The sequence below is a fragment of the Stenotrophomonas sp. 115C5 genome (assembly GCF_056861055.1).
In genome coordinates, this window is sequence record NZ_JBSPUQ010000013.1 from 66345 (window position 1) to 88393 (window position 22049).

Below are 22049 nucleotides of genomic sequence, written 5' to 3' on the forward strand. Positions count from 1 at the left end.
CGCCGTACTTTCGGAAGGCATGCGCATCCGGGCATGCGGCTGGGCTTCAAACCCAGTAGGGGGCGTCGATCGTTCCCTGGTAGGTTCGACTCCTGCTGCCTTCCGCCATTCGTGTTTCCGCAGGAGATGTCGGCATGGCCACGCACGCGCAGTCCCCCGCCCCTTCGACGGCCGATGCCCCACAACGACTGACGTCTCTCGCGCATGGCGGCGGCTGCGGCTGCAAGATCGCGCCGGGCGTGCTGACCGAACTGCTGCGCGGCGTGCCGGCGCTTCCGGCACCGGCTGAGCTGCTGGTTGGTCGCGAGACCAGCGACGACGCCGCGGTGTACCGCCTTGATGACCGCCAGGCGATTGTCGCCACCACTGATTTCTTCATGCCGATCGTCGACGATCCATTCGACTTCGGCCGCATCGCCGCCACCAACGCGCTGTCGGACCTGTATGCGATGGGCGCGCGCCCGCTGTTCGCACTGGCCATCGTCGGCATGCCGATCAACAGCCTGCCGCAGGACACCATCCGCGGAATCCTTCAAGGTGGCGAACGCGCCTGCGCCGATGCCGGCATCGTGGTGGCCGGCGGCCACAGCATCGATTCGGTGGAACCCATCTACGGCCTGGCCGCGATCGGCGTGCTCGATCCGCAGCGGCTCAAGCGCAATGCCGATGCCCGCGCCGGCGATGTGCTGGTGCTGGGCAAGCCGCTGGGCGTGGGCGTGTATTCGTCAGCACTGAAAAAAGAAGTGCTGGACGCCGACGGCTACCGGCAGATGATCGAGTCGACCACCCGACTTAACACCGTGGGCGTGCCGCTGGCCGCGCTGGACGGCGTGCATGCGATGACCGACGTCACCGGCTTCGGCCTGCTCGGCCACCTGCTGGAAGTGTGCCGTGCCAGTGGCGTTGCCGCCGAGGTGGACAGTGCACAGGTGCCGCTGCTGCCACAGGCACTGGAGCTGCTGCAGCGTGGCTGCGTGACCGGCGCCTCCCACCGCAACTGGGCTTCCTATGGCACCGAGGTGCGCTTCGCCGAGGGCTTGCCAGCACATTGGCAGCCGCTGCTGACAGATCCGCAGACCAGTGGCGGCCTGCTGGTGTCCTGTGCCCCGGAAGCGGTGGATGCGGTGCTGGCCTGTTTCCACGACGCAGGGTTCGTCCAGGCGGCCGTGGTGGGGCGCTTGGGCGAAGGAGCGCCGGGCGTCAGCGTGCGCTGATGCGCGGAAACGACAAGGGCGCCCAAAGGCGCCCTTGTCGTTTCGCCGGGTGCAGCATCACTCGATGTTCTGCACCTGTTCGCGGATCTGGTCGATCAGCACCTTCAGCTCCACCGCGGCATTGGACGTGCGGCTGTCCACCGACTTCGAGCCCAGCGTGTTGGCTTCGCGGTTGAACTCCTGCAGCAGGAAGTCCAGGCGGCGGCCGACCGGCTCACGCTGCTTGAGCACGCGGCGGATCTCGACGATGTGGCTGCCAAGACGGTCCAGCTCTTCATCCACGTCCAGCTTCTGCAGCCACAGCACCAGTTCCTGCTCGGCGCGGCCGGGATCGACCGGGTGCGGCAGGTCGGCCAGGCGTGCGGCCAGCTTGGCACGCTGGCCGTCGCGAATGGCCGGAATCAGCGTGCGGACTTCGGTGGCGATGCGTTCGATGCCGTCCACGCGCTCGCTGATGGCCGCGGACAACTTGCCACCTTCACGCTCACGGGCCTCGACGAAGCCGTCCAGCACCTGGTCCAGCAGGGCCAGTGCCTCGACCTGCAGCGCGGCGGCATCGGTGGCCTCGCCGCGGGTCACGCCCGGCAGCTGCAGCAGGTCGGTGAAGCTGACCTGCAGGTTGGGGAAATCGGAGGTCAGGCGGTGGGCCAGGCGGCCCAGCTGGCCCAGCAGGGCCTCGTCCACCTGCAGGTTGGCCGCCGCCTCCGGCGCGCGCAGGCGCATCACCAGATCCAGCTTGCCACGGCTCAGGCGTGCGGCGATGCGCTCGCGCAGCTGCGGTTCGAGCGCCCGCAGTTCCTCGGGCAGGCGGGTGCCGACCTCCAGGAAGCGGTGGTTGACCGAGCGCAGCTCGCAACCCAGCGTGCCCCACGGGGTGACCCGCTCGCCGCCGGCATAGGCGGTCATGCTTCGAATCATGGATTGTGTCCGGTGCGTGCAAAGGGGGAATGGTACCCTAGCGCCCTCACCAGAGCCCCCTTGCCCGCCCCGTGAAGGCCGCGGGCGTGGCGGCGTACTCCCTCGCCATTACGGAACCCGCACCATGTCCGATTCCCGCCCCAGCGGCCGCCAGCCCGACCAGCTCCGCCCGGTCGTCATCCAACGCGGCTTCACCCGCCACGCCGAAGGTTCGGTGCTGGTGTGCTTCGGTGAAACCCGCGTGCTGTGCACCGCCAGCGTCGAGAACCGCGTGCCGGGCTTCCTGCGCGGCAAGGGCGAAGGCTGGGTCACCGCCGAGTACGGCATGCTGCCGCGCGCCACCCACACCCGCAGCGACCGTGAAGCGGCCCGTGGCAAGCAGGGCGGCCGCACACTGGAGATCCAGCGCCTGATCGGCCGCAGCCTGCGCGCGTGCGTGGACCGCAACGCGCTGGGCGAACGCACCATCACCCTCGACTGCGACGTGCTGCAGGCAGACGGCGGCACCCGCACCGCCGCCATCACCGGCGCCTACGTGGCCCTGGTCGATGCAGTGAACGTGCTGATGAAGCGCGGCGACATCAAGCGCAACCCGATCCTGGGCGCAGTGGCCGCCGTGTCGGTGGGCGTCTACCGCGGCACCCCGGTGCTGGACCTGGACTACGCCGAAGACAGCGACTGCGACACCGACATGAACGTGGTGATGAACGACGGTGGCGGCTTCATCGAGCTGCAGGGCACCGCCGAAGGCCATGCGTTCCGTCGCGACGAGCTGGACGCGCTGCTGGGCCTGGCCGAAAAGGGCGTGCGCGAGCTGCTGGCCGCGCAGCAGGCAGCGCTGTCGGCATGAACCGGCGCCTTGCCCTGACCACCCTGGTGGTGGCCGATTACGACGAAGCCATCGCTTGGTACACCGGCAAGCTCGGCTTCGCACTGTTGGAGGACATCGACCAGGGCCACAAGCGCTGGGTGGTGGTCGGCCCGACCGACGGCAGCGCCGCCGCGCTGCTGCTGGCCCGTGCCAGCGACGAGGCGCAGCGCAGCCGCATCGGCAACCAGACCGGTGGCCGCGTCGCCTTCTTCCTCAACACCGACGACTTCCACCGCGACCACGCGGCGATGCAGGCCGCCGGCGTCGAGTTCCTGGAAGCGCCGCGCGAAGAACCCTATGCAACGGTTGCGGTGTTCCGCGATCTGTATGGCAACACCTGGGACCTGCTGGAGCCCCGTCAATGAAGAAACTGGTACTGGCCAGCCACAACGCCGGCAAGCTGGTGGAGATGCAGGAGATCCTCGCCGACCTGCCGCTGCAGATCACCTCGGCCGCTGAGCTGGGCCTGGGTGACGTGGAAGAGACCGGCCTGACCTTCGTCGAGAACGCGCTGCTGAAGGCGCGCGCCGCCTGCGAAGCAACCGGCCTGCCGGCGCTGGCCGATGATTCGGGCCTGATCGTCGATGCCCTCGGCGGTGCGCCGGGCCTGTACAGCGCGCGCTATGCCGGTCACCCGACCAACGCGGCGGCCAACAACGCCAAGCTGCTGGACGCGATGGCCGATGTTCCCGACGGCCAGCGCAGCGCCCGCTTCTATGCGGTGATCGTGCTGCTGCGCCACGCCACCGACCCGCAGCCGCTGATCTGCGAAGGCCGTTGGGAGGGCCAGATCATCCGCGAGCTGCGCGGCACGAATGGTTTCGGCTACAACCCGGTATTCCTGGACACCACCCACGGCCTGACCGCCGCGGAAATGGAGCCGGCGCTGAAGAACGCCATCAGCCACCGCGCCCTCGCCCTGCAGCAGCTCAAGCAACAGCTGGCGACGCTGTACTGACGCCACCCGATCGAACCAGGGAAGCCGGCCAGCGGCCGGCACTACCGAAGAAGCCCATGCCGCACGCCCACGACCACTGCAACCACCTGCCCGGCGAAGCCTGCTCCGCTGACCACGACAGCCCGCCGCGGCTGGTGCCGCCACCGCTGTCGCTGTACGTGCACCTGCCGTGGTGCGTGCGCAAGTGCCCGTACTGCGATTTCAATTCGCACCAGGCCAAGGGCGAACTGCCGTTCGATGCCTACATCGACGCGCTGCTGCGTGACCTGGACCAGGACCTGCCGCTGGTCTGGGGCCGGGTGGTGCACAGCGTGTTCTTCGGTGGCGGCACGCCCAGCCTGTTCCCGCCGGAAGCGATCGACCGCTTCCTGCAGCAGGCCAGCGCGCGCCTGCGTTTCGCGCCCAATGCCGAGATCACCCTGGAGACCAACCCGGGCACCGCCGAGCACGGTCGCTTCGACCGCTATCGCGCGGCCGGCGTGAACCGCCTCAGCTTCGGCATCCAGAGTTTTGACGACGCGATGCTCAAGCGCCTGGGCCGTATCCACGACAGTGGCGAAGCCGAGCGCGCGGTGAAAATGGCGCAGGACGCGGGCTACGACAACTTCAACATCGACCTGATGTACGCGCTGCCGGAACAGACCCTGGCCGGCGCCGAGGCCGATCTGGAACGCGCGTTCGCACTGCAGCCGGCGCACATCTCGCACTACCAGCTGACCCTGGAACCGAACACGGTGTTCTTCGCGCGGCCGCCGCAGGGCATTCCCGATGAAGACAACGCCTGGGACATGCAGGAACACTGCCAGGCACTGCTCGCGCAGGCCGGTTTCGGCCAGTACGAAGTCAGCGCCTATGCGCGCCCCGGCCGGCAGAGCGCACACAACCTGAACTACTGGCGCTTCGGCGATTACCTGGGCATCGGTGCCGGTGCGCACGGCAAGATCAGTTCAGGCGCCGAAGAACACGTGCTGCGCCGCTGGAAGCTGAAGCATCCGCAGGCCTACCTGGACAGCGCGGGTACCCCGGCCTCGTTCGGTGGTGACGATGTGATCGCGCCCGAGCGCCTGCCGTTCGAGTACATGCTGAATCTGCTGCGCCTGCACGAAGGTTTCGGCCTGCGCGATTTCGAGTCGCGCACCGGCCTGCCGCGCAGCGTACTGGACGCACCGCTGGCCGAGGCCGTGCAGCGCGGCTGGCTGGACGTGACGGATGGCCATGTGCAGCCGACCGAGCTGGGCCGCCGCTTCACCAACGATGTGGTGAGCCTGTTCCTGGAAGATTGATCTCGCGTGACAGAGGGCCATGCCTGGCGAACGGAAGGCACATCCACCCTAAAGTAGCGCCGACAGCGGCCGACACGGTAGATTCACCAGATCGATCCGCGGGAATCCGGGTACCGCCTGCCGATGTCAGCCGTCTTTTCCATCACTCCTGCCGACAAGAACCGACTGGCCGCCAGCGACCTGCCACCGCGGGTACGTGAGCTGTTGGGCGCGCTGATCGGCCTGTGCCGGCAGACGCTGGCCGCGCCCCTGATCCTGACGGTGGAGGCGTTGGAGCAGACCCTGCTGCACGACGCCGACCGCGCACGTAATCCGCAGCAGCAGGCCGAGCTGATGGCCCAGCGTGGACAGCTGCACGCCTTCGCCGGCCACTTCGCCGACCGTATGCTCGATGCCGTGGCCGATGCCCTCGCACGGCTGCGCGAACCGGCCAGCGGTGTCAGCACCAGTGCTACGCCGCCCGCGCTGCCGGGCATGCTCGGGCTGTCGCTGGTTGATGAGCATGAAGTGGATCGCGACCTGCTGCTGACCGAGATGGTGCGGCGCGAGACCCTGCGTTCAACCAACACACTGAACCTGCTGGGCCAACGCCTGGGCGTACTGGCGGCGGCGCCGGCCTTCGAGGCCGACACCCTGCCGCTGGCACCGCAGGCACTGTGCGCGATGGTGCGCCGGATTGCCGAACAGGACGCGCTGAGCGTCGAGGTACAGCTGGCGCTGTATCGCAGTTTCGAACGGCAGGTGCTGGAACGGCTGGGCGATATCCTTGACCGTGCCAATGCCCTGCTGGCCCAGTCCGGCGTATTGCCGGGGCTGGTCTACACCCCCTACCTGGCACGCTCGTCGAGCACGCGGCGGATCATCACCCAGTCGGTGGGGGGCGGCCGCACCACGCAGCCGGCCAAGCGCGCCGCAGCCCCCCTGACCGGCTGGAACGGTTCGGCACCGGCCGGCTCCTGGTCCAGCCTGGTACAGGACGCCTTCCACGGGGGCGGCGCAACCGGCCCCGCCACGCCGGGCGTAACCACGTCCACCGGCGGTGCATTGCATGAACTGCTGCAGCAGGCACGGCACGCCAGCCCTGCCCCGGCGGACAGCGGCGCGGTGCCCAGCGCGGCAGTCGACGCGGTCCTCGCGCGCCTGCAGGCCCAGTCCAGTGCCGCAACCGGAGTGGCCGACCTGCAGGCTGCCGTGGTCGCGCAGCTGCGCAGCGAGCATGGTGCGCAGGCCCAGCTGGGCAGTCACGACCGTGACAACCTCGACCTGCTGCGCATGCTGATGCAGCAGGTGCAACAGCAGCAGCGTCCGGATCCAGTGCCGGCCGCCCTGCTGGCGCGCCTGCAGGTGCCCTTGGCACGCGCGGCCATGGCCGACCCGGGCTTCTTCGTGCGCGACGAACACCCCGCGCGTGAGCTGCTCAACCAGATCGCCGAAGTCGGCGCCAACTGGCTGGGCGATGACGATGTGGACCCACAGCTGCTGCAGCGCATGGCGCAGAGCGTGCAGGGCCTGCTGGGGCAGGATGCGCGTGCGCCGGAGGCCTTTGCCGCCGCCAACGAAGACGTGCAGCAGCACCAGCGCGCGGCGGCCCATCGTGCCGAACTGGCCGAGCGCCGCCATGTGGAAGCCGCGCGCGGCAAGGAACGATTGGAACTGGCCCGTCGCCAGGCCACCGCACAGATCGACCAGTGCTGCGACACGCAGTCGCCGCCGCGCTTCGTGCAGACCCTGTTGCGCCAGGCCTGGGCCGATGCACTGACCCTCACCCGCCTGCGCCATGGTGACGATTCGCCACAGTGGCAGGAACGCCTGCAGCAGACCGAGCGCATCGCCGCCATCACCGCACAGGCCATCGACGCCCCTGGCGGCACCGATACCGCGCTGGCAGCGGACGTGGAGGCCGCACTGCTGCAGGTCGGCTACCACGCCGAGGAAGCCGCCGCCGTCGCGCGCAGGCTGGCCACGCCCGGCGGCGAGGATGAAAGCACCTCGCGTACCGAGCTCAGCGCACGCCTGAAGGCACGTGCGCGCTTGGGCGAGCACGCCGGCACGAACAGTGGCACCGCACCTGCCACACCGCGCAGCAGTGCTGAAGAAGTGGCCTACCAGCAGCTGTCCACGCTGCCGTTCGGCAGTTGGTTCGACATCGACACGGGCGATGGCACGCTGCGCCGCCAGCGCCTGTCCTGGTACAGCCTGCTGACCGGCCACGCGTTGTTCGTCAATGCGCGCGGGCAGAAGATCACCGATACCGACCTGGATACGCTGGCACGGCAGATCAGTGCCGGGCGCGCGCAGCTGGTCACCGAAGACAAGGGCCGGCTGGTCGACCGTGCATGGGAAGCCAGCCTCGGTGCACTGCGTGCACTGGCCACGGGCCGCGCACAGGAGACCCCCGCATGAAAGCCGTACCGCCGCAGGACACCCGCCGCGCGCCGCGCCGCCAGGTCTCGGACCTGGTGCCGGTCACCGACCAGATGCGCGAGTGCGTGGTCGGGCGCCTCGGCAATGTCTCCGAAACCGGCATGCTGATGCTGGCCAGCGTGCCGCTGCGCGAGGATGCGCTGTACCAGCTGCGCTTCCCGCTGCCACTGGGTGACGGCCGCCAGCAGGACATCGATGTGGGCGTGCATCTGCTGTGGAGCGAGCCCGCGCACGTTCCCGGGCAGAGCTGGACCGGCTTCCGCTTCCTCACCCTGTCACGCGAGCATCGGCAGCTGCTGCGGCAGTGGGTGGGCGAGGACAGCGACGAGGGACCGGTTTCGACGGCCTGAGTGCCGGTTCCGGCACAGCGGTTTTTCGCGGTATGCGGCAGAATCTAGGGCCGTTTTCCGTGTCGAGCCACCGCAATGATCCAGCAAGACCCCGGCGCCCTGTATTCCGACCACCTGGCCGTGCTGTGCCGACGTGCCGAACAGGCGCTGGCCCGCGGTGGCTTCGATCACCTGGTGGTGCCCAGCGGCACCCTGCACTACCAGGTGTTCGACGACCGCGACTACCCATATGCGGTCAATCCGCAGTTCAAGGCTTGGCTGCCGCTGACCCGCGTGCCCAACAGCTGGATCGTGTTCACCCCGGGCAAGCGCCCGGCCGTGATCTTCCACCAGCCCTTCGACTACTGGCACGTGGTGCCGGACGCCCCCAGCGGCTGGTGGGTGGAGCACTTCGACATCCACATCATCCGCAAGCCCGAAGAGGCGCTGGCCCTGCTGCCGGCCGACCCGGCGCGCTGCGCCATCCTCGGCGAGCCGCAGAGCGCGCTGGGCAACTACGTGCCGAACAACCCGGCGCCGGTGGTGAATTACCTGGAATGGCACCGCGGCAGCAAGACGCCGTATGAGATCGCGCTGATGCGCCAGGCGCAGGTGCTGGGCGTACGCGGCCACCGTGCTGCCGAGGCCGCGTTCCGCAATGGCGCCGACGAGTTCAGCATCCACATGGCGTACTGCCAGGCCGTTGGCCAGGACGCCAACGAGCTGCCGTACGGCAACATCGTGGCGTTGAACGAACACGCCGCCGTGCTGCATTACACCGAGCTGGGCCGCAAGGCGCCGCAGCCGCTGCGCAGCTTCCTGATCGATGCCGGTGCCAGCGCCTACGGCTACGCCAGCGACATCACCCGCACCTACGCCGCGCAGGGCCACGACGAGTTCGCGGCGATGATCGCCGCCGTCGACGCTGCCCAGCAGCAGATGTGCGCGGCGGTGCGGCCGGGCTTTGACTACAAGCAGCTGCACGTGGACGCGCATCTTTCACTGATGGGCGTGCTGAAGGACTTCGGCGTGATCAAGGTGTCGCCGCAGACCGCGTTGGAGACCGGCGTCAGCGCCGCGTTCTTCCCGCACGGCATCGGCCACCTGATCGGCCTGCAGGTGCACGACGTGGCGGGGTTCGCGGCCAGTGACGAAGGTGGCCGCATCGAGCGCCCGGCCGGCCATCCGTACCTGCGCCTGACCCGCGTGCTGGAACCGGGCATGGTGGTGACCATCGAACCGGGCCTGTACTTCATCGACATGCTGTTGAATGAAGTGAAGGACGCCGGCCATGGCGATGCGATCAACTGGGACCGCGTGGACTTCTTCCGTCCGTATGGCGGTATCCGCATCGAAGACGAAGTGCTGTGCACCGAGGGCGAAGCGGACAACCTGACGCGGCCGGCGTTTGCGGCGGCCAACGGCTGAGCCCCTCGTGGTTGCCCGTTGAATCAAAAGCCGCGCTTGGCCGGGCGGGGTGGGTTTGCAGGACACGCCGTAAACCCATCCATGGGGGCTCGATGGCGCCATCCATGGCGCCAACGGTCCTGCAAACCCACCCCGCCGGCCCCCCCCGCCCCCCCACCCCCCCCCCGCCCAGCCCTTGACAGTTTCCTGCCGCGTCCAACCACGGAAAAGAAATAAAGAAAAGCAAAAGCGGGTCGCTCGCTGCGCTCGCTCTGTGCCGACCAAGGTCGACACCTACCAACAGCCGCGCGTGCCAACAGCCGCAATTGCCAGTAGATCCACGCCATGCGTGGATGATTCATTCGATGTCTGACAGATGTGCCGACCAACGGTCGGCACCCACCAACAGCCCCGTGAACCTGTCGAAGGCGGGGTACTGTGGGTTTGCGGGGTGTGAGCCGCATGGATGCGGCGACCAAGCCTCCAGGGATGGATTCACGGCGTCCCCGCAAACCCACAGTGCCCCGCCATCCCACGGATAGCCCGCTGTTGCTGTTGCTGTTGCCTCTGCGGGTGCAGGGCTGCAAGCCCTGCCGACCCCCCTTACCCCGCCATCACCGCTTCGATCTCGTCGGCGCTTCGCGCCAGGCCTTCGGTCAGGACGCGATGGCCGTCATCGGTGATCAGCACATCATCCTCGGTGCGGATGCCGATGCCGCGCCAGCGCGGCTCCACCGTCGTGTCGTCCACGCCGATGTACAGCCCCGGCTCGATGGTGAACGCCATGCCCGGCTCCAGCAGGCGCGAATCGCCCGCCAGGCGGTAGTCGCCCACGTCGTGCACGTCCATGCCGATCCAGTGCCCGGTCTTGTGCCGGTAGAAGCGCTGGTACAGGCCTTCGGACAGGTTCTTTTCCAGCGTGCCCTTCAGCAGGCCCAGCCGCAGCAGGCCCTCGGTCAGGGTCTGCACTGCGGCGAGGTGGCCGGCCTCGTACGGTACACCCGGCTTGGCCTGGGCCAACGCGGCGGCCTGCGCATCGCCGACCAGGTCGTGCAGCGCACGCTGCTCGGCACTGAAGCGGCCATTCACCGGGAAGGTGCGGGTGATGTCGCTGGCATAGCCGCGGTATTCGGCACCGGCGTCGATCAACACCAGCTCGCCATCGCGCGAACGCGCGTTGTTGTCGCGGTAATGCAGGATGCAGCCGTTGCGACCGGCACCGACGATGCTGCAGTAGGCCGGCACAGCGTCGCTGGCACGGAACACGCGTTCCAGTTCGGCCTGCAGTTCGTACTCGTGGATACCCGCCCTGGCAGCCTTCATCGCCGCCAGATGCGCACGCACGCTGATCTGCGCGGCGTGGTGCATCAACGCCACTTCGGCGCCGGACTTGAACAGGCGCTGCTCGTGCAGCAGGTGGCCCAACTCCAGGAACTCGTGCGGGGGCTGCGCGCCGTGGCGCACCTGCGAACGCACGCGGTTGACCCAGCCGATCAGCTTCAGGTCGAAATCCGCGTCGCGGCCGAAGTGGTAGTAGACGCGCGAACGGCCTTCCAGCAGGCCCGGCAGGATGTCGTCCAGATCGTCGATCGGGTAGGCATCGTCCATACCGTACTGCGATACCGCGCCTTCCTGGCCGGCGCGGCTGCCGTCCCAGGCTTCGCGCTCGGCATCGCGCTCGCGGCAGAACAGGATGGCCTCGCCGTGGCGGCGGCCCGGGATCAGTACCAGCACCGCTTCCGGCTCCGGGAAACCGCTCAGGTACTGGAAGTCCGAATCCTGGCGGAACGGGTAATGGGTGTCGAGGCTGCGCACCTTCTCGGCTGCGGCCGGCAGTACCAGGATCGCGTCCTCGCCGGCCATGTCCATCAGCTGGCGGCGGCGACGCTTGTATTCGCCGGCCGCGATGCCGGTGCGCTGCTTGATGTCCATCAGTTCAGGCGCTGCCGATGGCGCGAGGCCAGCACCACGTCACCGTGAAGCAGCAGCACCGCCACGCGGATGAATTCCTCGATCTCCGACAGGGCTTCGTCGTCATCATCGCCGCCGGCCTCGAAATCCTCGCTGGAGGCGCGGGCCAGGCTGGCCATGTCGGTCAGCGCTTCCTCGCCCTCTTCGGACAGGGCTGGCCGGTTGCCACCACTACCCAGACCGAAGCCGCCCAGGAACGAGCGGGTCCAGCTGAACATGGCATCGGCCTGCGCGGACACGTCATCGTTGTCGGTCAGCAGCAGTTCGAAGGCGAAGTCACGGTCTTCCAGCTGCTTGATGGTGACCTGCAGCAGCTGCGCCAGCACGCTGTCGGCAGCCACCGGGGCCAGGTTGTCGTCGGCCAGCACGCGCGCCGGCCAGTCGTTGCCGGGGGCGCCGCCGGCGGCCAGCCAGCCACACAGCGCGCCGTGCAGCTCGGCAGCGGTGGCGCCCAGGCCCAGTTCCTGGCTGGCGCGGGTAACGTCGTCGACGGAGGGAAGTTCGGTCATCGTGCGGCTCGTTCGGAAAGGAAACCCGGGGCGCGCACGCGCGCGCCCGTGAGACCCCGTAGTGTAGCAACCCGACGGCATCCTCTCCGCAGCCGTCCAGCCTTGCTGCGACAACGCTTGACCGCCCTTACCCGGCTTGCCTATCGTGCCCGTATGGAACCCGCTGATCCCCTTGCCCAGCTGCAGGACTTCGCCGCCCGCGTGGAAGCGTTGCTTGAACGCAACCAGCGCCTGGCCGAGGAGAACCGCAGCCTGCGCCACCAGCAGGAACAGCTGGTGGCCGAGCGCTCGACGCTGCTGGCCAAGAATGAGCAGGCACGTTCGCGGGTGGAAGCAATGATCAGCCGGCTCAAATCCCTGGAGCAGCACACATGAGCGCCGAACCGGTCAGTGTCCGCATCCTCGATCGTGAATACACCGTGGGCGTCGGCGGCGATGAACGCGACAGCCTGATGGCCGCCGCGCGCCTGCTGGATGCGCGCATGCGCGAGATCCGCGGCAGCAACCGCATGGCCGCGGTCGATCGCGTCGCCGTGCTGGCCGCGTTGAACCTGGCCCACGAACTGCAGCTGCTGCGCGACGAAAACGCCCGCCAAGCGGTGGCCTTGCAGCAGACGCTGGCCGATCTGAACCGGCGCCTGGACCGCGCCATCGACGGCACCCCGTAGAAAAAAGGGACGGAGGGAATTAAGGCGCATTCGCCCCTTCCGTGCCGGAAACGCCTTAATCCCCTCCGTCCCCTTTTCTCATATCTGAATTGGCACGGACTGTTGCCGACGAACGGCCTATCCAGATCCTGCGTGCTGGCTATAATGGCCACGCGTTCTCTGCGGTACTCGACGGCATGTGCAAACATTCGCCTTGTCCCTTAAGAACGACACCGGGAGCGCGACAGCGCCGGGAGTGCAGGTCCGCCTTGTAGCGGGAAGCCCGATGGTGCTCCAGCGTTCCCACTTGAGCCCCCGGGTTCAAGGTCGTTTCGCATGCATCGACATTGCGGAGAATGCAATATTCCAGCAAGGGCGGCGTCTTCGGGCGTCGCCCTTGTTCTTTCCGGCACAATGACGGCTGATCCTTGCCGCACGCTGCCATGACCGACCCGCGCCAGGCCCTGCGCCACGACCTGCGGCAACGCCGCCGCGACCTTTCCGCCGCTGAGCGCATCGCCGCCGCCGAATCGCTTGCCGATGCCCTGCTCGCCCTGCCGTTCGCCCCACGCGAAGGCGCCGTGGCCGGCTACTGGGCGCTGGATGGCGAAATCGCCCTGCACCGCTGGCAGCTGCAGCTGCCCGAAGGCCTCACCTACTGCCTGCCGGTACTGGCGGGCGACGTGCTGCGCTTCGCACCGTGGCGCCCCGGGCAGCCGCTGACCAGCAACCGCTATGGCATTCCCGAGCCGGACGTGGCGGTGGAAGACACCCTGGAACCGGCGCAGATGGCGCTGGTAGTGACCCCGCTGGTGGGTTTCGACACGCACTGCCGGCGGCTGGGCATGGGGGGCGGCTGGTATGATCGCAGCTTCGCCTTCCGCCACGACCGGCCGGCGCCGCCCTGGCTGGTCGGTGCTGCATTCGCGGTGCAGCAGGTCGAGTCCTTGCCGGTGGCGTCGTGGGACGTGCCGGTGGATGCGATCTGCACCGAAGACGGCACCCTGTTCCCCTCCGCTGCCCCCGTGAACGCATGACCGCCCGCAAGCGCTACTGGCTGATGAAGTCCGAACCGGACGCCTTCTCCATCGATGACCTGGCCAAGGTCAAGGTCGAACCCTGGAACGGGGTGCGCAACTACCAGGCGCGCAACTTCATGCGCGATGGCATGCAGGTGGGCGACGGCATCCTGTTCTACCACTCCAACACCAAGGTGCCGGGCATCGTCGGCCTGGCCACGGTGGCCAGCACGGCCTACCCGGACGACACCCAGTTCGATCCGAAATCCGACTACCACGACCCCAAGAGCACGCGCGAGAACCCGCGCTGGATGCTGGTGGACGTGGGTTTCGACCGCAAGCTCAAGCAGGTGATCGCGCTGGACGAGATCAAGCTGCACGCCGAAGCGCTCGGTGAAGGCTTCCCGCTGGTTGCCAAGGGCAACCGCCTGTCGGTGTTCCCGGTGACCGCCGCGCAGTGGAAGCTGCTGCTGTCGCTGGAAAAGAAATCCTGATTCCCTGCCTGAGAGTTCTCCCATGTCCGAAGCCAAGCGCCTGGCCGCCGAGAAAGCCATCGAGTACGTAGAAGACGGCATGATCGTCGGTGTCGGCACCGGTTCCACCGTGGCCTATTTCATCGATGCCCTGGCCCGCATCCAGCACCGCATCAAGGGCGCCGTGTCCAGCTCCGAGCAGAGCACCGCGCGCCTGAAGCAGCACGGCATCGAGGTGATCGAGCTGAACCACAGCGGCAACCTGTCGCTGTACGTGGACGGCGCCGACGAGTGCGACGCCAACAAGTGCCTGATCAAGGGCGGCGGTGCCGCGCTGACCCGCGAGAAGATCATCGCCGAGGCCAGCGAGCGCTTCATCTGCATCGTCGACCCGAGCAAGCAGGTGCCGGTGCTGGGCAAATTCCCGCTGCCGGTGGAAGTGATCCCGATGGCGCGCAGCCTGGTCGCCCGCCAGATCCGCGACATGACCGGCGGCCAGCCGACCTGGCGCGAAGGCGTGGTCACCGACAACGGCAACCAGATCCTGGACATCCACAACCTGCAGATCACCGATCCGGAAAAGCTGGAGCGCGAGCTCAACCAGCTGCCGGGCGTGGTCTGCGTGGGCCTGTTCGCGCGCCGTCGCGCCGATGTGGTGATCGTCGGCGGCGAGCCGCCGGTCGTGCTCTGACCCTTTCGAAGGATCCTGACGATGTCGCTGTTGCGTTCGCTGCTGATGCTCCCGCTGCTGGCCCTGGCCGGCTGCGCCACCGATGCGGCCCGCCATTGGGTCGAGCTGGATGGCGCCCGCTACCAGGTCGAGCTGGCCACCAACGATGAAACCCGCGCGCGCGGGTTGATGTTCCGCGACCAGATGGCCGCCGACCACGGCATGCTGTTCATCCACGACCGCGAGGAAATGCAGGCGTACTGGATGAAGAACACCAAGCTTGCGCTGGACATCCTGTACTTCGACAGCCAGCGCAAGCTGGTCAGCCAGCAGCGCGACGTGCCGCCGTGCTCGGCCGGCGATATGTGCCCGCCCTACCCCAGCGGCGGCCCTGCACGCTATGTGCTGGAGCTCAACGCCGGCCAGGCCGAGAAGCTGCAGCTGAAGGACGGCACCCAGCTGACTTTCGGCCCGGGCATCGAGTAGATCCTCGCCCTGCATTGAGGAGAACCGGCAGGTGCCGACCTTGGTCGGCACTGACCTGCCGCGCGCTGGCTGGCTGTGGTGTGGACCAAGGTCCACACCCACCGGAAGCCCATCGACAAGCCCAGCGACCCAGGCCGTGACTTTTTCACGCGGCACCGCTTGAAACCGCCTGCGAATGACGCCAGTCTGTGGTCATGCAGGACCGGATCTCTCTCCCCGACTGGGATGCACTGGCCGACCTCGAAGACGAGGCGCTGCCACTGTTGCCGACCGCACTGCTGATCGCGCGCGATGAATACCCCGATCTGCAGCCGTCCACCTACGACGCGTTGATCCAGAGCCATGTCGACCACCTCCGCTCGGAAGTGGACAGCATCGACAACAGCCCCTTGAAGATGGCGGCGATCAACCGCCACCTGTTCGACGAGCTGGGCTACAGCGGCGACCACGACGAGTACTACGACCCGCGCAACAGCTACCTCAACCAGGTATTCGAGCGGCGCCTGGGCAACCCGATCTCGCTGGCGCTGGTGCAGATGGAAGTCGCGCGCCGGCTGGGCATTCCGCTCGATGGCGTGTCCTTCCCCGGCCACTTCCTGGTGCGCCTGCCGGTGGACGACGGCGTGCTGGTGATGGACCCGTTCAACGGTGGCCGCCCGTTGGACGTGGACGAACTGCGCGAGAGGGCCAAATCACACCTGGGTGGGCAGATGCCCGACGACCAGGTGCTGGCGCAGATCCTCGACCCGGCGCCGGCGCGCGCGATCCTGATGCGCATGCTGCGTAACCTGCACGGCGTCTACGCCGAAGCCGGCGAGTGGGACCGTGCCGCACGCAGTGCCGATCGCCTGCTGAAGCTGGCCCCCGAGCAGGACGACGCGCTGCGGGATCGCGGCCTGGCCTATCTGCAGCTGGAGTATCTGGCCGGCGCCCGCCATGACCTGGGGCAGTACCTGAAGCGCAATCCCGAGGCCAGCGATGCGCAGTGGCTGCGCGAGAAGCTGATCGACCTCGGCGGGCCGGTGCCGCGGCTGCATTGAGGGAGTCGGTGTGTGGACCAACGGTCCACACCCACCCCAACGGTCCGCACCCACAGAAGGGCCTGCAGGCCCCACCGGTCAATCGACTTCGACCATCTCGAAATCGGCCTTGGTCACCCCGCAATCGGGGCAGGTCCAGGTCTCGGGGATGTCCTCCCAGCGCGTCCCCGGCGCGATGCCCTCCTCCGGCAAGCCTTCCGCTTCGCTGTAAAGGAAGCCGCAGACCACGCACATCCAGGTGCGCAAGGTGGTGGGGGTGGCATCGCTCATCGGATAATCAGGGCTGGATTCACGGGCCGACATTGTCCCATCGCGGCCCACGCACCGGTAGCCATTGATGACTTCTGCTTCCCCGGCGCCCCGCGGCGTCTACCTGATCACCCCGGACGAGCCCGATACCGCGCGCCTGCTGGCCCGTACCGCGCCATTGCTGGCCGCTGGCGCCACCTGGCTGCAGTATCGCAACAAGACCGCCAGCGACGCGCTGCGGCAGGAACAGGCCATCGCCCTGCAGGCACTGTGTGCGGAACACGGTGTACCGCTGATCATCAACGACGACCCGGCGCTGGCCCAGGCAGTGGGCGCGGCCGGCGTGCATCTGGGCGGCACCGACGGCGACATCCCCAGCGCGCGCGCCCTGCTCGGCACGGACGCCATCATCGGCGCCTCCTGCTACGACCAGCTGGCCAATGCCGAAAAGGCCGTGGCCGCCGGCGCCAGCTATGTGGCCTTCGGCGCGTTCTTCCCGACCACCACCAAGGTCACCAGCAGCCGCGCCGATACCGACCTGCTGCGGCAAAGCGCCGCACTGGGCGTGCCGCGGGTGGCGATCGGCGGCCTGACGCCGGACAATGTCGGTCCCATCATCGACGCCGGCGCCGATCTGGTCGCCGTGGTCAGCAGCGTGTTCGCCGCCGAAGACCCGGTCGCGACCCAGCGCGCCTACCTCGCCCAGTTCGCGTAATGCCCAGGAAATCCGCATGAACCACGACCAGTCCCACGCCCTGTTCTCCCGTGCCCAGCAGCTGCTGCCGGGCGGCGTCAATTCGCCGGTGCGCGCGTTCAAGTCGGTTGGCGGCGAGCCGTTCTTCGTCGAACGCGCCGACGGCGCCTACCTGTACGACGTCGACGGCAACCGCTACATCGACTACGTCGGTTCCTGGGGCCCGATGATCGTCGGCCACAACCACCCGGCGGTGCGCCAGGCGGTGAAGAAGGCGATCGACAACGGGCTGTCGTTCGGTGCGCCGTGCGCGGCCGAAGTGACCATGGCCGAAACCATCACCCGGCTGGTGCCGTCGTGCGAGATGGTGCGCATGGTCAACTCCGGCACCGAGGCCACGCTGTCGGCAATCCGGCTGGCGCGTGGCGCCACCGGCCGCAACCGCATCGTCAAGTTCGAAGGCTGCTACCACGGCCACGGCGACTCGTTCCTGGTCAAGGCCGGCAGTGGGATGTTGACGCTGGGCGTGCCGACCTCGCCAGGCGTCCCGGCCGGCCTGAGCGAGCTGACCCTGACCCTGCCCTACAACGATTTCGAAGCCGCGACTGCGCTGTTCGAGCAGCAGGGTGACGACATCGCCGGCCTGATCATCGAACCGGTGGTCGGCAATGCCAACTGCATTCCGCCGCGCGAAGGCTACCTGCAGCATCTGCGTGAACTGTGCACGAAGCACGGCGCGCTGCTGATCTTCGACGAAGTGATGACCGGCTTCCGCGTCGCCCTGGGCGGTGCGCAGGCGCACTACGGCATCACCCCGGACCTGACCACCTTCGGCAAGATCATCGGCGGCGGCATGCCGGTGGGCGCCTACGGCGGTCGCCGCGAGCTGATGCAGCAGATCGCACCGGCCGGCCCGATCTACCAGGCCGGTACGCTGAGCGGCAATCCGGTGGCAATGGCCGCTGGCCTGGCGATGCTGGAGCTGATCCAGCAGCCGGGCTTCCACGCCGACCTCGCCGAGCGCACGGCACGCCTGTGTGCAGGCCTGGAAGCCGCCGCTGCCGACGCCGGCGTGGCCGTAACCACCACCCGCGTGGGCGCGATGTTCGGGCTGTTCTTCACCAGCGAGAAGGTGGAGACCTACGCGCAGGCCACCGCCTGTGACATTCCGGCGTTCAACCGCTTCTTCCACACAATGCTGGACCAGGGCGTGTTCCTGGCACCGTCTGCGTACGAGGCCGGCTTCCTGTCCAGCGCGCACGACGATGCCGTGATCGAAGCGACGCTGGCCGCTGCACGCGTGGCGTTCAAGGCCGCCAAGGGCTGATCGCAAAAAGGGGACGGAGGGGATTAAGTCGTTTGTGCACAAACGACTTAATCCCCTCCGTCCCCTTTTTTCAACCGAAGACGAACTTGCCCTTCATCATCGCGAAGTGGCCCGGGAACGAGCAGAAGAAGGTGTAGTCACCGCCCTTCTGCAGGCCCTGGGTAGAGAAACGCACGCGCGTGGTCTCGCCACCGCCGATCACCTTGGTGTGCGCCAGCACGCGCTTGTCGGCCTTCGGCAGGTAGCTGTCGGCCAGGGTCATGCGCATGCCCGCCATCGCCACCGGCTGGTAGTCGGCGGTGCGGGTCAGCACCCAGTTGTGGCCCATGGCGGTAGTGGCCAGCTTGCCAGTGTGGCGCAGGGTCAGGTCCACGGCGGTGCAGTCGGCGGCGACCTTGATCTCGCGGCTGCTGAAGCTCATCTGGTCGGTGCTGTCGATGCTCACCGCACACACCCGCGCCATCGCCGACGGCGCCAGCATCAGCGCGCCCAGTCCCACTGCCACCCTCCAAGCCTTCATCGTTGCATCTCCTGCGGATTCAAGCGCCATTCTAGGCAGGCCCCTGTGGCCGCGTCTGCGACCGTCTGTCGCATGGCTGCTCCAGGGTTTCCCGCGTGTTCACTGCAATGGCATGCTCGGCCGATGCGGATCGATCTGTTGCTGTTGGATGTGGATGGCGTGCTGGTGCAGTACCAGCGCGCGCAACGCGTGCTGCACCTGGCCCAGGCGCTGCAGGTTCCGGCGCAGGCCGTGCAGGCCGCGCTGTATGACAGCGGACTGGAAGCGGCGCATGACAATGGCACGCTGGATGGCCCGGCCTATCTGGCGCAGCTGGGGGAGCGTCTGGGCACGACGGTCGATGTGGCTGCATGGACCGCGGCACGGCGGGCCGCCAGCCATCCGCAGGCTGCCGTGTTGCAGCGGCTGCAGCCCCTGCAGCTGCCGATGGCGGTGCTGACCAACAACGGCGCGCTGATGCGGCAGGCCTTGCCCACCCTGCTGCCGGAACTGTTCCCGGCCCTGCGGGAGCGTGTGTTCAGCAGCGCCGATTTCGGCCTGCGCAAACCCGCACCGGAAGTCTTCCTGCGCACGCTTGAGGTACTCGGCGTGGCCCCTTCGCACACGCTGTTCGTTGATGACCTGTTCGCCAATGTGCGCGGGGCACGCGCTGCCGGCCTGCACGCGGAAACCGTGCGCGATGGCCGGGGATTGGGCAAGGTGTTGAAGCGCTATCGGATCACGTGACGCGCTGTAGAGCCGAGCCCATGCTCGGCTCCTGTTGCCTGACATCGCGATGAGCCGAGCGTAGGCTCGGCTCTACAGATGCCTCTGCCGGCGTCAGCGCGCGGCAATGAACGCAGCAATCGCTGCGCGCAGGCGCTTCAGGCCTTCGGCCACTTCTTCGTCGGTGATGTTCAGCGACGGCACGAAGCGCAGCACGTCCGGGCCGGCCTGCAGGGTCAGCAGGCCCTGCTCGGCGGCGTGGTCGAGGATCGCGCCAGCCTGGCCGGCAAAGTCCTTGCTCAGCACCGCGCCCAGCATCAGGCCACGGCCACGCACGTCGCTGAACACGCCGAATTCTTCGTTGATGCGCGCAAAGCCATCGCGCAGCGCCTTCGACTGGCGGCTGACATTGGCGGCGATCTCCGCCGAGGCCAGCTTGCGCAGCGCAACGCGTGCGACCGCAGCGGCCAACGGGTTGCCACCGAAGGTGGTGCCGTGTGCACCGAACTGCATGGTTTCAGCCACCTTCGGGCCGGCCAGCATCGCACCGATCGGGAAGCCGCCACCCAGCGCCTTGGCCAGGGTGACCATGTCCGGCACCACGTCGTCCTGCCAGTGCGCGAACAGCGTGCCGGTGCGGCCCATGCCGGCCTGGATCTCATCCAGCACCAGCAGCGCGTTGTGCTGGTCGCACAGCTCACGCACGCGCTTGAGGAAGCCGGACTTGGCCGGCATCACGCCGCCCTCGCCCTGGATCGGCTCCAGCATCACCGCTGCCACGTCACCGGCGGCCATCGCGGTTTCCAGCTGCACTTCATCGTTGAAATCGATGTAGCGGAAGCCACCCGGCAGCGGCTCGTAGCCTTCCTGGTACTTCGGCTGGGCAGTCGCGGTCACGGCGCCCATGGTGCGACCGTGGAAGCTGCCGCGGAAGGTGATGATCACGCGCTTGTCGGCCGGGCGGCCCTGGCTGGAGGCCCACTTGCGGACCATCTTGATTGCCACTTCATTGGCTTCGGCGCCGGAGTTGCACAGGAACACGCGCTCGGCGAAGCGGCTGGCCTTCACCAGCTCCTCGGCCAGGTGCAACGGCGGCGCGCTGTAGAACACGTTGCTGGTATGCCAGAGCTTGCCGGCCTGTTCGACCAGCGCGGCCACCAGGTCCGGGTCGTTGTGGCCCAGACCGCACACGGCGATGCCGGCGGCCAGGTCGATGAACTCACGGCCCTGGCTGTCCCACACGCGGGCGCCCTGGCCTCGCTCCAGTACCACCTGGCGGGGCTTGTAGACCGGCAGGTAATAGTGCGAAAGGGAGATCAGCGGATCGGTAGCGGCGGTCATGGCAGTCGGCAGGATTCAGGAATCCCCATTCTCGCGCCGGAACCCCTGCGGCACAATGCGCCCATGCGACCGTTTTCCGCCCCCCAGCTGAACCCCGCCACCGAGACCGGCTGGCGCCGTCGGTGGTTCGACATCATCTACCGCCACGACACCCGCCCTTCGCGCAATTTCGACCTGATCCTGGTGGTGGCGATCGTCGCCAGCATCCTGGTGGTGATGATCGACAGCGTGCAGCACCTGCACGCCGAATGGTCCACCGGCCTGTACATCCTGGAATGGGGCTTCACCATCATCTTCACCGCCGAGTACCTGCTGCGGCTGGCGGTGGTCAAGCGCCCGCTGCGGTATGCGGTGAGCATCTGGGGCATCATCGACCTGCTGTCGATCCTGCCCGCCTACCTGTCGATGTTCATCCCCGGCGCGCAGAGCCTGCTGGTGGTGCGCGCACTGCGCATCCTGCGCGTATTCCGCATCCTCAAGCTGACCCGCTACATCGAGGAAAGCGGCGTGTTGATGACGTCGCTGTGGCGCAGCCGGCGCAAGGTGCTGGTGTTCCTGTTCACGGTGATCACCATCACCATCATCGCCGGTGCGCTGATGTACGTGATCGAGGGCCCCGAACACGGCTTCACCAATATCCCGGCCAGCATGTACTGGGCGGTGGTGACCATGGCCACGGTCGGCTTCGGTGACATCGTGCCGCAGACCGTGCTCGGCCGCTTCGTCACCTCGGTACTGATCCTGATCGGCTACAGCATCATCGCCGTGCCCACCGGCATCTACACCGCCGAACTGGCCAGCACCATGCGTGAAGCCGAACAGGCCGCGCGCCGCGATGCGCGTGGCTGCCCGGACTGTGGGCTGGAAGGCCATGAACCGGATGCACTGCACTGCCGCAAGTGCGGCGGCAAGCTGCCGGATGCGTTCAACCATTGAGGCACATGCCGACCAGCGGCCGGCACTACCCCTTGGCGGTTACGCATGGATGCGTGCG

At 67.8% G+C, this 22049-nt stretch carries 25 protein-coding genes, 1 tRNA gene and 1 other RNA gene; 21 read left to right on the top strand and 6 right to left on the bottom strand.

Annotated features, from left to right (window positions below):
* Positions 1–12 precede the first annotated feature (12 nt).
* Positions 13–108: transfer RNA gene (locus tag AC13FN_RS15115), tRNA-Sec, on the top strand.
* 26 nt (positions 109–134) lie between these two features.
* Entirely contained in the window at positions 135–1214 is a 1080-nt protein-coding gene (gene selD / locus AC13FN_RS15120) for a selenide, water dikinase SelD (RefSeq protein WP_049437163.1), read from the top strand.
* Positions 1215–1271: 57 nt separating this feature from the next.
* Here selD and AC13FN_RS15125 read toward each other — a convergent pair whose 3' ends face one another.
* Positions 1272–2132: a YicC/YloC family endoribonuclease gene (locus AC13FN_RS15125; RefSeq protein ID WP_019661992.1), complete on the bottom strand. Its 861-nt coding sequence runs from the start codon at positions 2130–2132 to the stop codon at positions 1272–1274.
* A gap of 124 nt (positions 2133–2256) precedes the next feature.
* Between AC13FN_RS15125 and rph the strand changes: the two genes are divergently transcribed.
* From rph to pepQ, 7 genes are all read left to right on the top strand, one after another.
* Positions 2257–2982, top strand: coding sequence for a ribonuclease PH (gene rph, locus AC13FN_RS15130; protein ID WP_008267511.1), 726 nt, complete (start codon positions 2257–2259; stop codon positions 2980–2982).
* The gene (locus AC13FN_RS15135; protein ID WP_197579939.1) at positions 2979–3368 is read left to right on the top strand and encodes a VOC family protein; all 390 of its coding nucleotides are present in this window, start codon (positions 2979–2981) and stop codon (positions 3366–3368) included. The genes rph and AC13FN_RS15135 overlap by 4 nt, the downstream gene beginning before the upstream one ends.
* On the top strand, positions 3365–3961 hold the full coding sequence (gene rdgB, locus AC13FN_RS15140) for an RdgB/HAM1 family non-canonical purine NTP pyrophosphatase (protein WP_111202675.1): 597 nt from the start codon (positions 3365–3367) through the stop codon (positions 3959–3961). Before AC13FN_RS15135 ends, rdgB begins: the two co-directional genes overlap by 4 nt.
* Before the next feature lie 56 nt (positions 3962–4017).
* Complete coding sequence (hemW, locus tag AC13FN_RS15145) at positions 4018–5244, top strand: radical SAM family heme chaperone HemW (RefSeq protein WP_043400308.1); 1227 nt, start codon at positions 4018–4020, stop codon at positions 5242–5244.
* Between the two features lie 123 nt (positions 5245–5367).
* Positions 5368–7647 carry a DUF1631 family protein gene (locus tag AC13FN_RS15150; protein ID WP_482984722.1) on the top strand — a complete coding sequence of 760 codons (2280 nt, stop codon included), beginning with the start codon at positions 5368–5370 and terminating at the stop codon, positions 7645–7647.
* Positions 7644–8018, top strand: coding sequence for a PilZ domain-containing protein (locus tag AC13FN_RS15155; RefSeq protein ID WP_197645325.1), 375 nt, complete (start codon positions 7644–7646; stop codon positions 8016–8018). Before AC13FN_RS15150 ends, AC13FN_RS15155 begins: the two co-directional genes overlap by 4 nt.
* 75 nt (positions 8019–8093) lie before the next feature.
* Positions 8094–9425 carry a Xaa-Pro dipeptidase gene (gene pepQ / locus AC13FN_RS15160; RefSeq protein WP_049437173.1) on the top strand — a complete coding sequence of 444 codons (1332 nt, stop codon included), beginning with the start codon at positions 8094–8096 and terminating at the stop codon, positions 9423–9425.
* A 582-nt stretch (positions 9426–10007) separates the two neighbouring features.
* Here pepQ and AC13FN_RS15165 read toward each other — a convergent pair.
* Together AC13FN_RS15165 and AC13FN_RS15170 are read right to left on the bottom strand one after the other, a co-directional pair.
* Positions 10008–11330, bottom strand: a complete 1323-nt coding sequence (locus AC13FN_RS15165; protein WP_152906278.1) for an aminopeptidase P N-terminal domain-containing protein — start codon at positions 11328–11330, stop codon at positions 10008–10010.
* A gap of 5 nt (positions 11331–11335) precedes the next feature.
* Complete coding sequence (locus tag AC13FN_RS15170; protein WP_049437176.1) at positions 11336–11884, bottom strand: YecA/YgfB family protein; 549 nt, start codon at positions 11882–11884, stop codon at positions 11336–11338.
* Positions 11885–12037: 153 nt separating this feature from the next.
* Between AC13FN_RS15170 and AC13FN_RS15175 the strand changes: the two genes are divergently transcribed.
* From AC13FN_RS15175 to AC13FN_RS15210, 8 genes are all read left to right on the top strand, one after another.
* On the top strand, positions 12038–12259 hold the full coding sequence (locus AC13FN_RS15175) for a TIGR02449 family protein (protein WP_005410898.1): 222 nt from the start codon (positions 12038–12040) through the stop codon (positions 12257–12259).
* Complete coding sequence (locus AC13FN_RS15180) at positions 12256–12552, top strand: cell division protein ZapA (RefSeq protein WP_005410899.1); 297 nt, start codon at positions 12256–12258, stop codon at positions 12550–12552. Before AC13FN_RS15175 ends, AC13FN_RS15180 begins: the two co-directional genes overlap by 4 nt.
* A 153-nt stretch (positions 12553–12705) precedes the next feature.
* Positions 12706–12891, top strand: a non-coding RNA gene (ssrS, locus tag AC13FN_RS15185) — 6S RNA.
* Between the two features lie 83 nt (positions 12892–12974).
* Positions 12975–13568 (top strand): 5-formyltetrahydrofolate cyclo-ligase, encoded by a 594-nt coding sequence (locus AC13FN_RS15190; RefSeq protein WP_054172446.1) that lies wholly within the window; start codon positions 12975–12977, stop codon positions 13566–13568.
* Positions 13565–14044 carry an EVE domain-containing protein gene (locus AC13FN_RS15195; RefSeq protein ID WP_054172447.1) on the top strand — a complete coding sequence of 160 codons (480 nt, stop codon included), beginning with the start codon at positions 13565–13567 and terminating at the stop codon, positions 14042–14044. The genes AC13FN_RS15190 and AC13FN_RS15195 overlap by 4 nt, the downstream gene beginning before the upstream one ends.
* 22 nt (positions 14045–14066) lie before the next feature.
* Positions 14067–14714: a ribose-5-phosphate isomerase RpiA gene (gene rpiA / locus AC13FN_RS15200; RefSeq protein ID WP_006389802.1), complete on the top strand. Its 648-nt coding sequence runs from the start codon at positions 14067–14069 to the stop codon at positions 14712–14714.
* A 21-nt stretch (positions 14715–14735) separates the two neighbouring features.
* Positions 14736–15179: a DUF192 domain-containing protein gene (locus AC13FN_RS15205; protein WP_049437177.1), complete on the top strand. Its 444-nt coding sequence runs from the start codon at positions 14736–14738 to the stop codon at positions 15177–15179.
* Between the two features lie 194 nt (positions 15180–15373).
* A complete protein-coding gene (locus AC13FN_RS15210; protein WP_010484022.1) occupies positions 15374–16219 on the top strand; it encodes a SirB1 family protein in 846 nt (281 codons plus the stop codon).
* A gap of 78 nt (positions 16220–16297) precedes the next feature.
* On the opposite strand, the gene AC13FN_RS15215 is transcribed toward AC13FN_RS15210, so the two are convergent.
* Positions 16298–16489 (bottom strand): rubredoxin, encoded by a 192-nt coding sequence (locus AC13FN_RS15215; RefSeq protein ID WP_012512010.1) that lies wholly within the window; start codon positions 16487–16489, stop codon positions 16298–16300.
* 67 nt (positions 16490–16556) lie between these two features.
* Between AC13FN_RS15215 and thiE the strand changes: the two genes are divergently transcribed.
* Complete coding sequence (gene thiE / locus AC13FN_RS15220; RefSeq protein WP_054172448.1) at positions 16557–17183, top strand: thiamine phosphate synthase; 627 nt, start codon at positions 16557–16559, stop codon at positions 17181–17183.
* A gap of 16 nt (positions 17184–17199) precedes the next feature.
* Positions 17200–18489, top strand: coding sequence for a glutamate-1-semialdehyde 2,1-aminomutase (gene hemL / locus AC13FN_RS15225; protein ID WP_054172449.1), 1290 nt, complete (start codon positions 17200–17202; stop codon positions 18487–18489).
* A gap of 70 nt (positions 18490–18559) precedes the next feature.
* On the opposite strand, the gene azu is transcribed toward hemL, so the two are convergent.
* Complete coding sequence (azu, locus tag AC13FN_RS15230; protein ID WP_043400276.1) at positions 18560–19009, bottom strand: azurin; 450 nt, start codon at positions 19007–19009, stop codon at positions 18560–18562.
* 123 nt (positions 19010–19132) lie between these two features.
* Between azu and AC13FN_RS15235 the strand changes: the two genes are divergently transcribed.
* A complete protein-coding gene (locus AC13FN_RS15235) occupies positions 19133–19735 on the top strand; it encodes an HAD-IA family hydrolase (protein WP_482984723.1) in 603 nt (200 codons plus the stop codon).
* 93 nt (positions 19736–19828) lie between these two features.
* Here AC13FN_RS15235 and AC13FN_RS15240 read toward each other — a convergent pair whose 3' ends face one another.
* Positions 19829–21055 (bottom strand): acetylornithine transaminase, encoded by a 1227-nt coding sequence (locus tag AC13FN_RS15240; RefSeq protein ID WP_010484016.1) that lies wholly within the window; start codon positions 21053–21055, stop codon positions 19829–19831.
* Positions 21056–21118: 63 nt separating this feature from the next.
* Between AC13FN_RS15240 and AC13FN_RS15245 the strand changes: the two genes are divergently transcribed.
* Positions 21119–21991, top strand: coding sequence for an ion transporter (locus tag AC13FN_RS15245; RefSeq protein WP_054172451.1), 873 nt, complete (start codon positions 21119–21121; stop codon positions 21989–21991).
* Positions 21992–22049 lie beyond the last annotated feature (58 nt).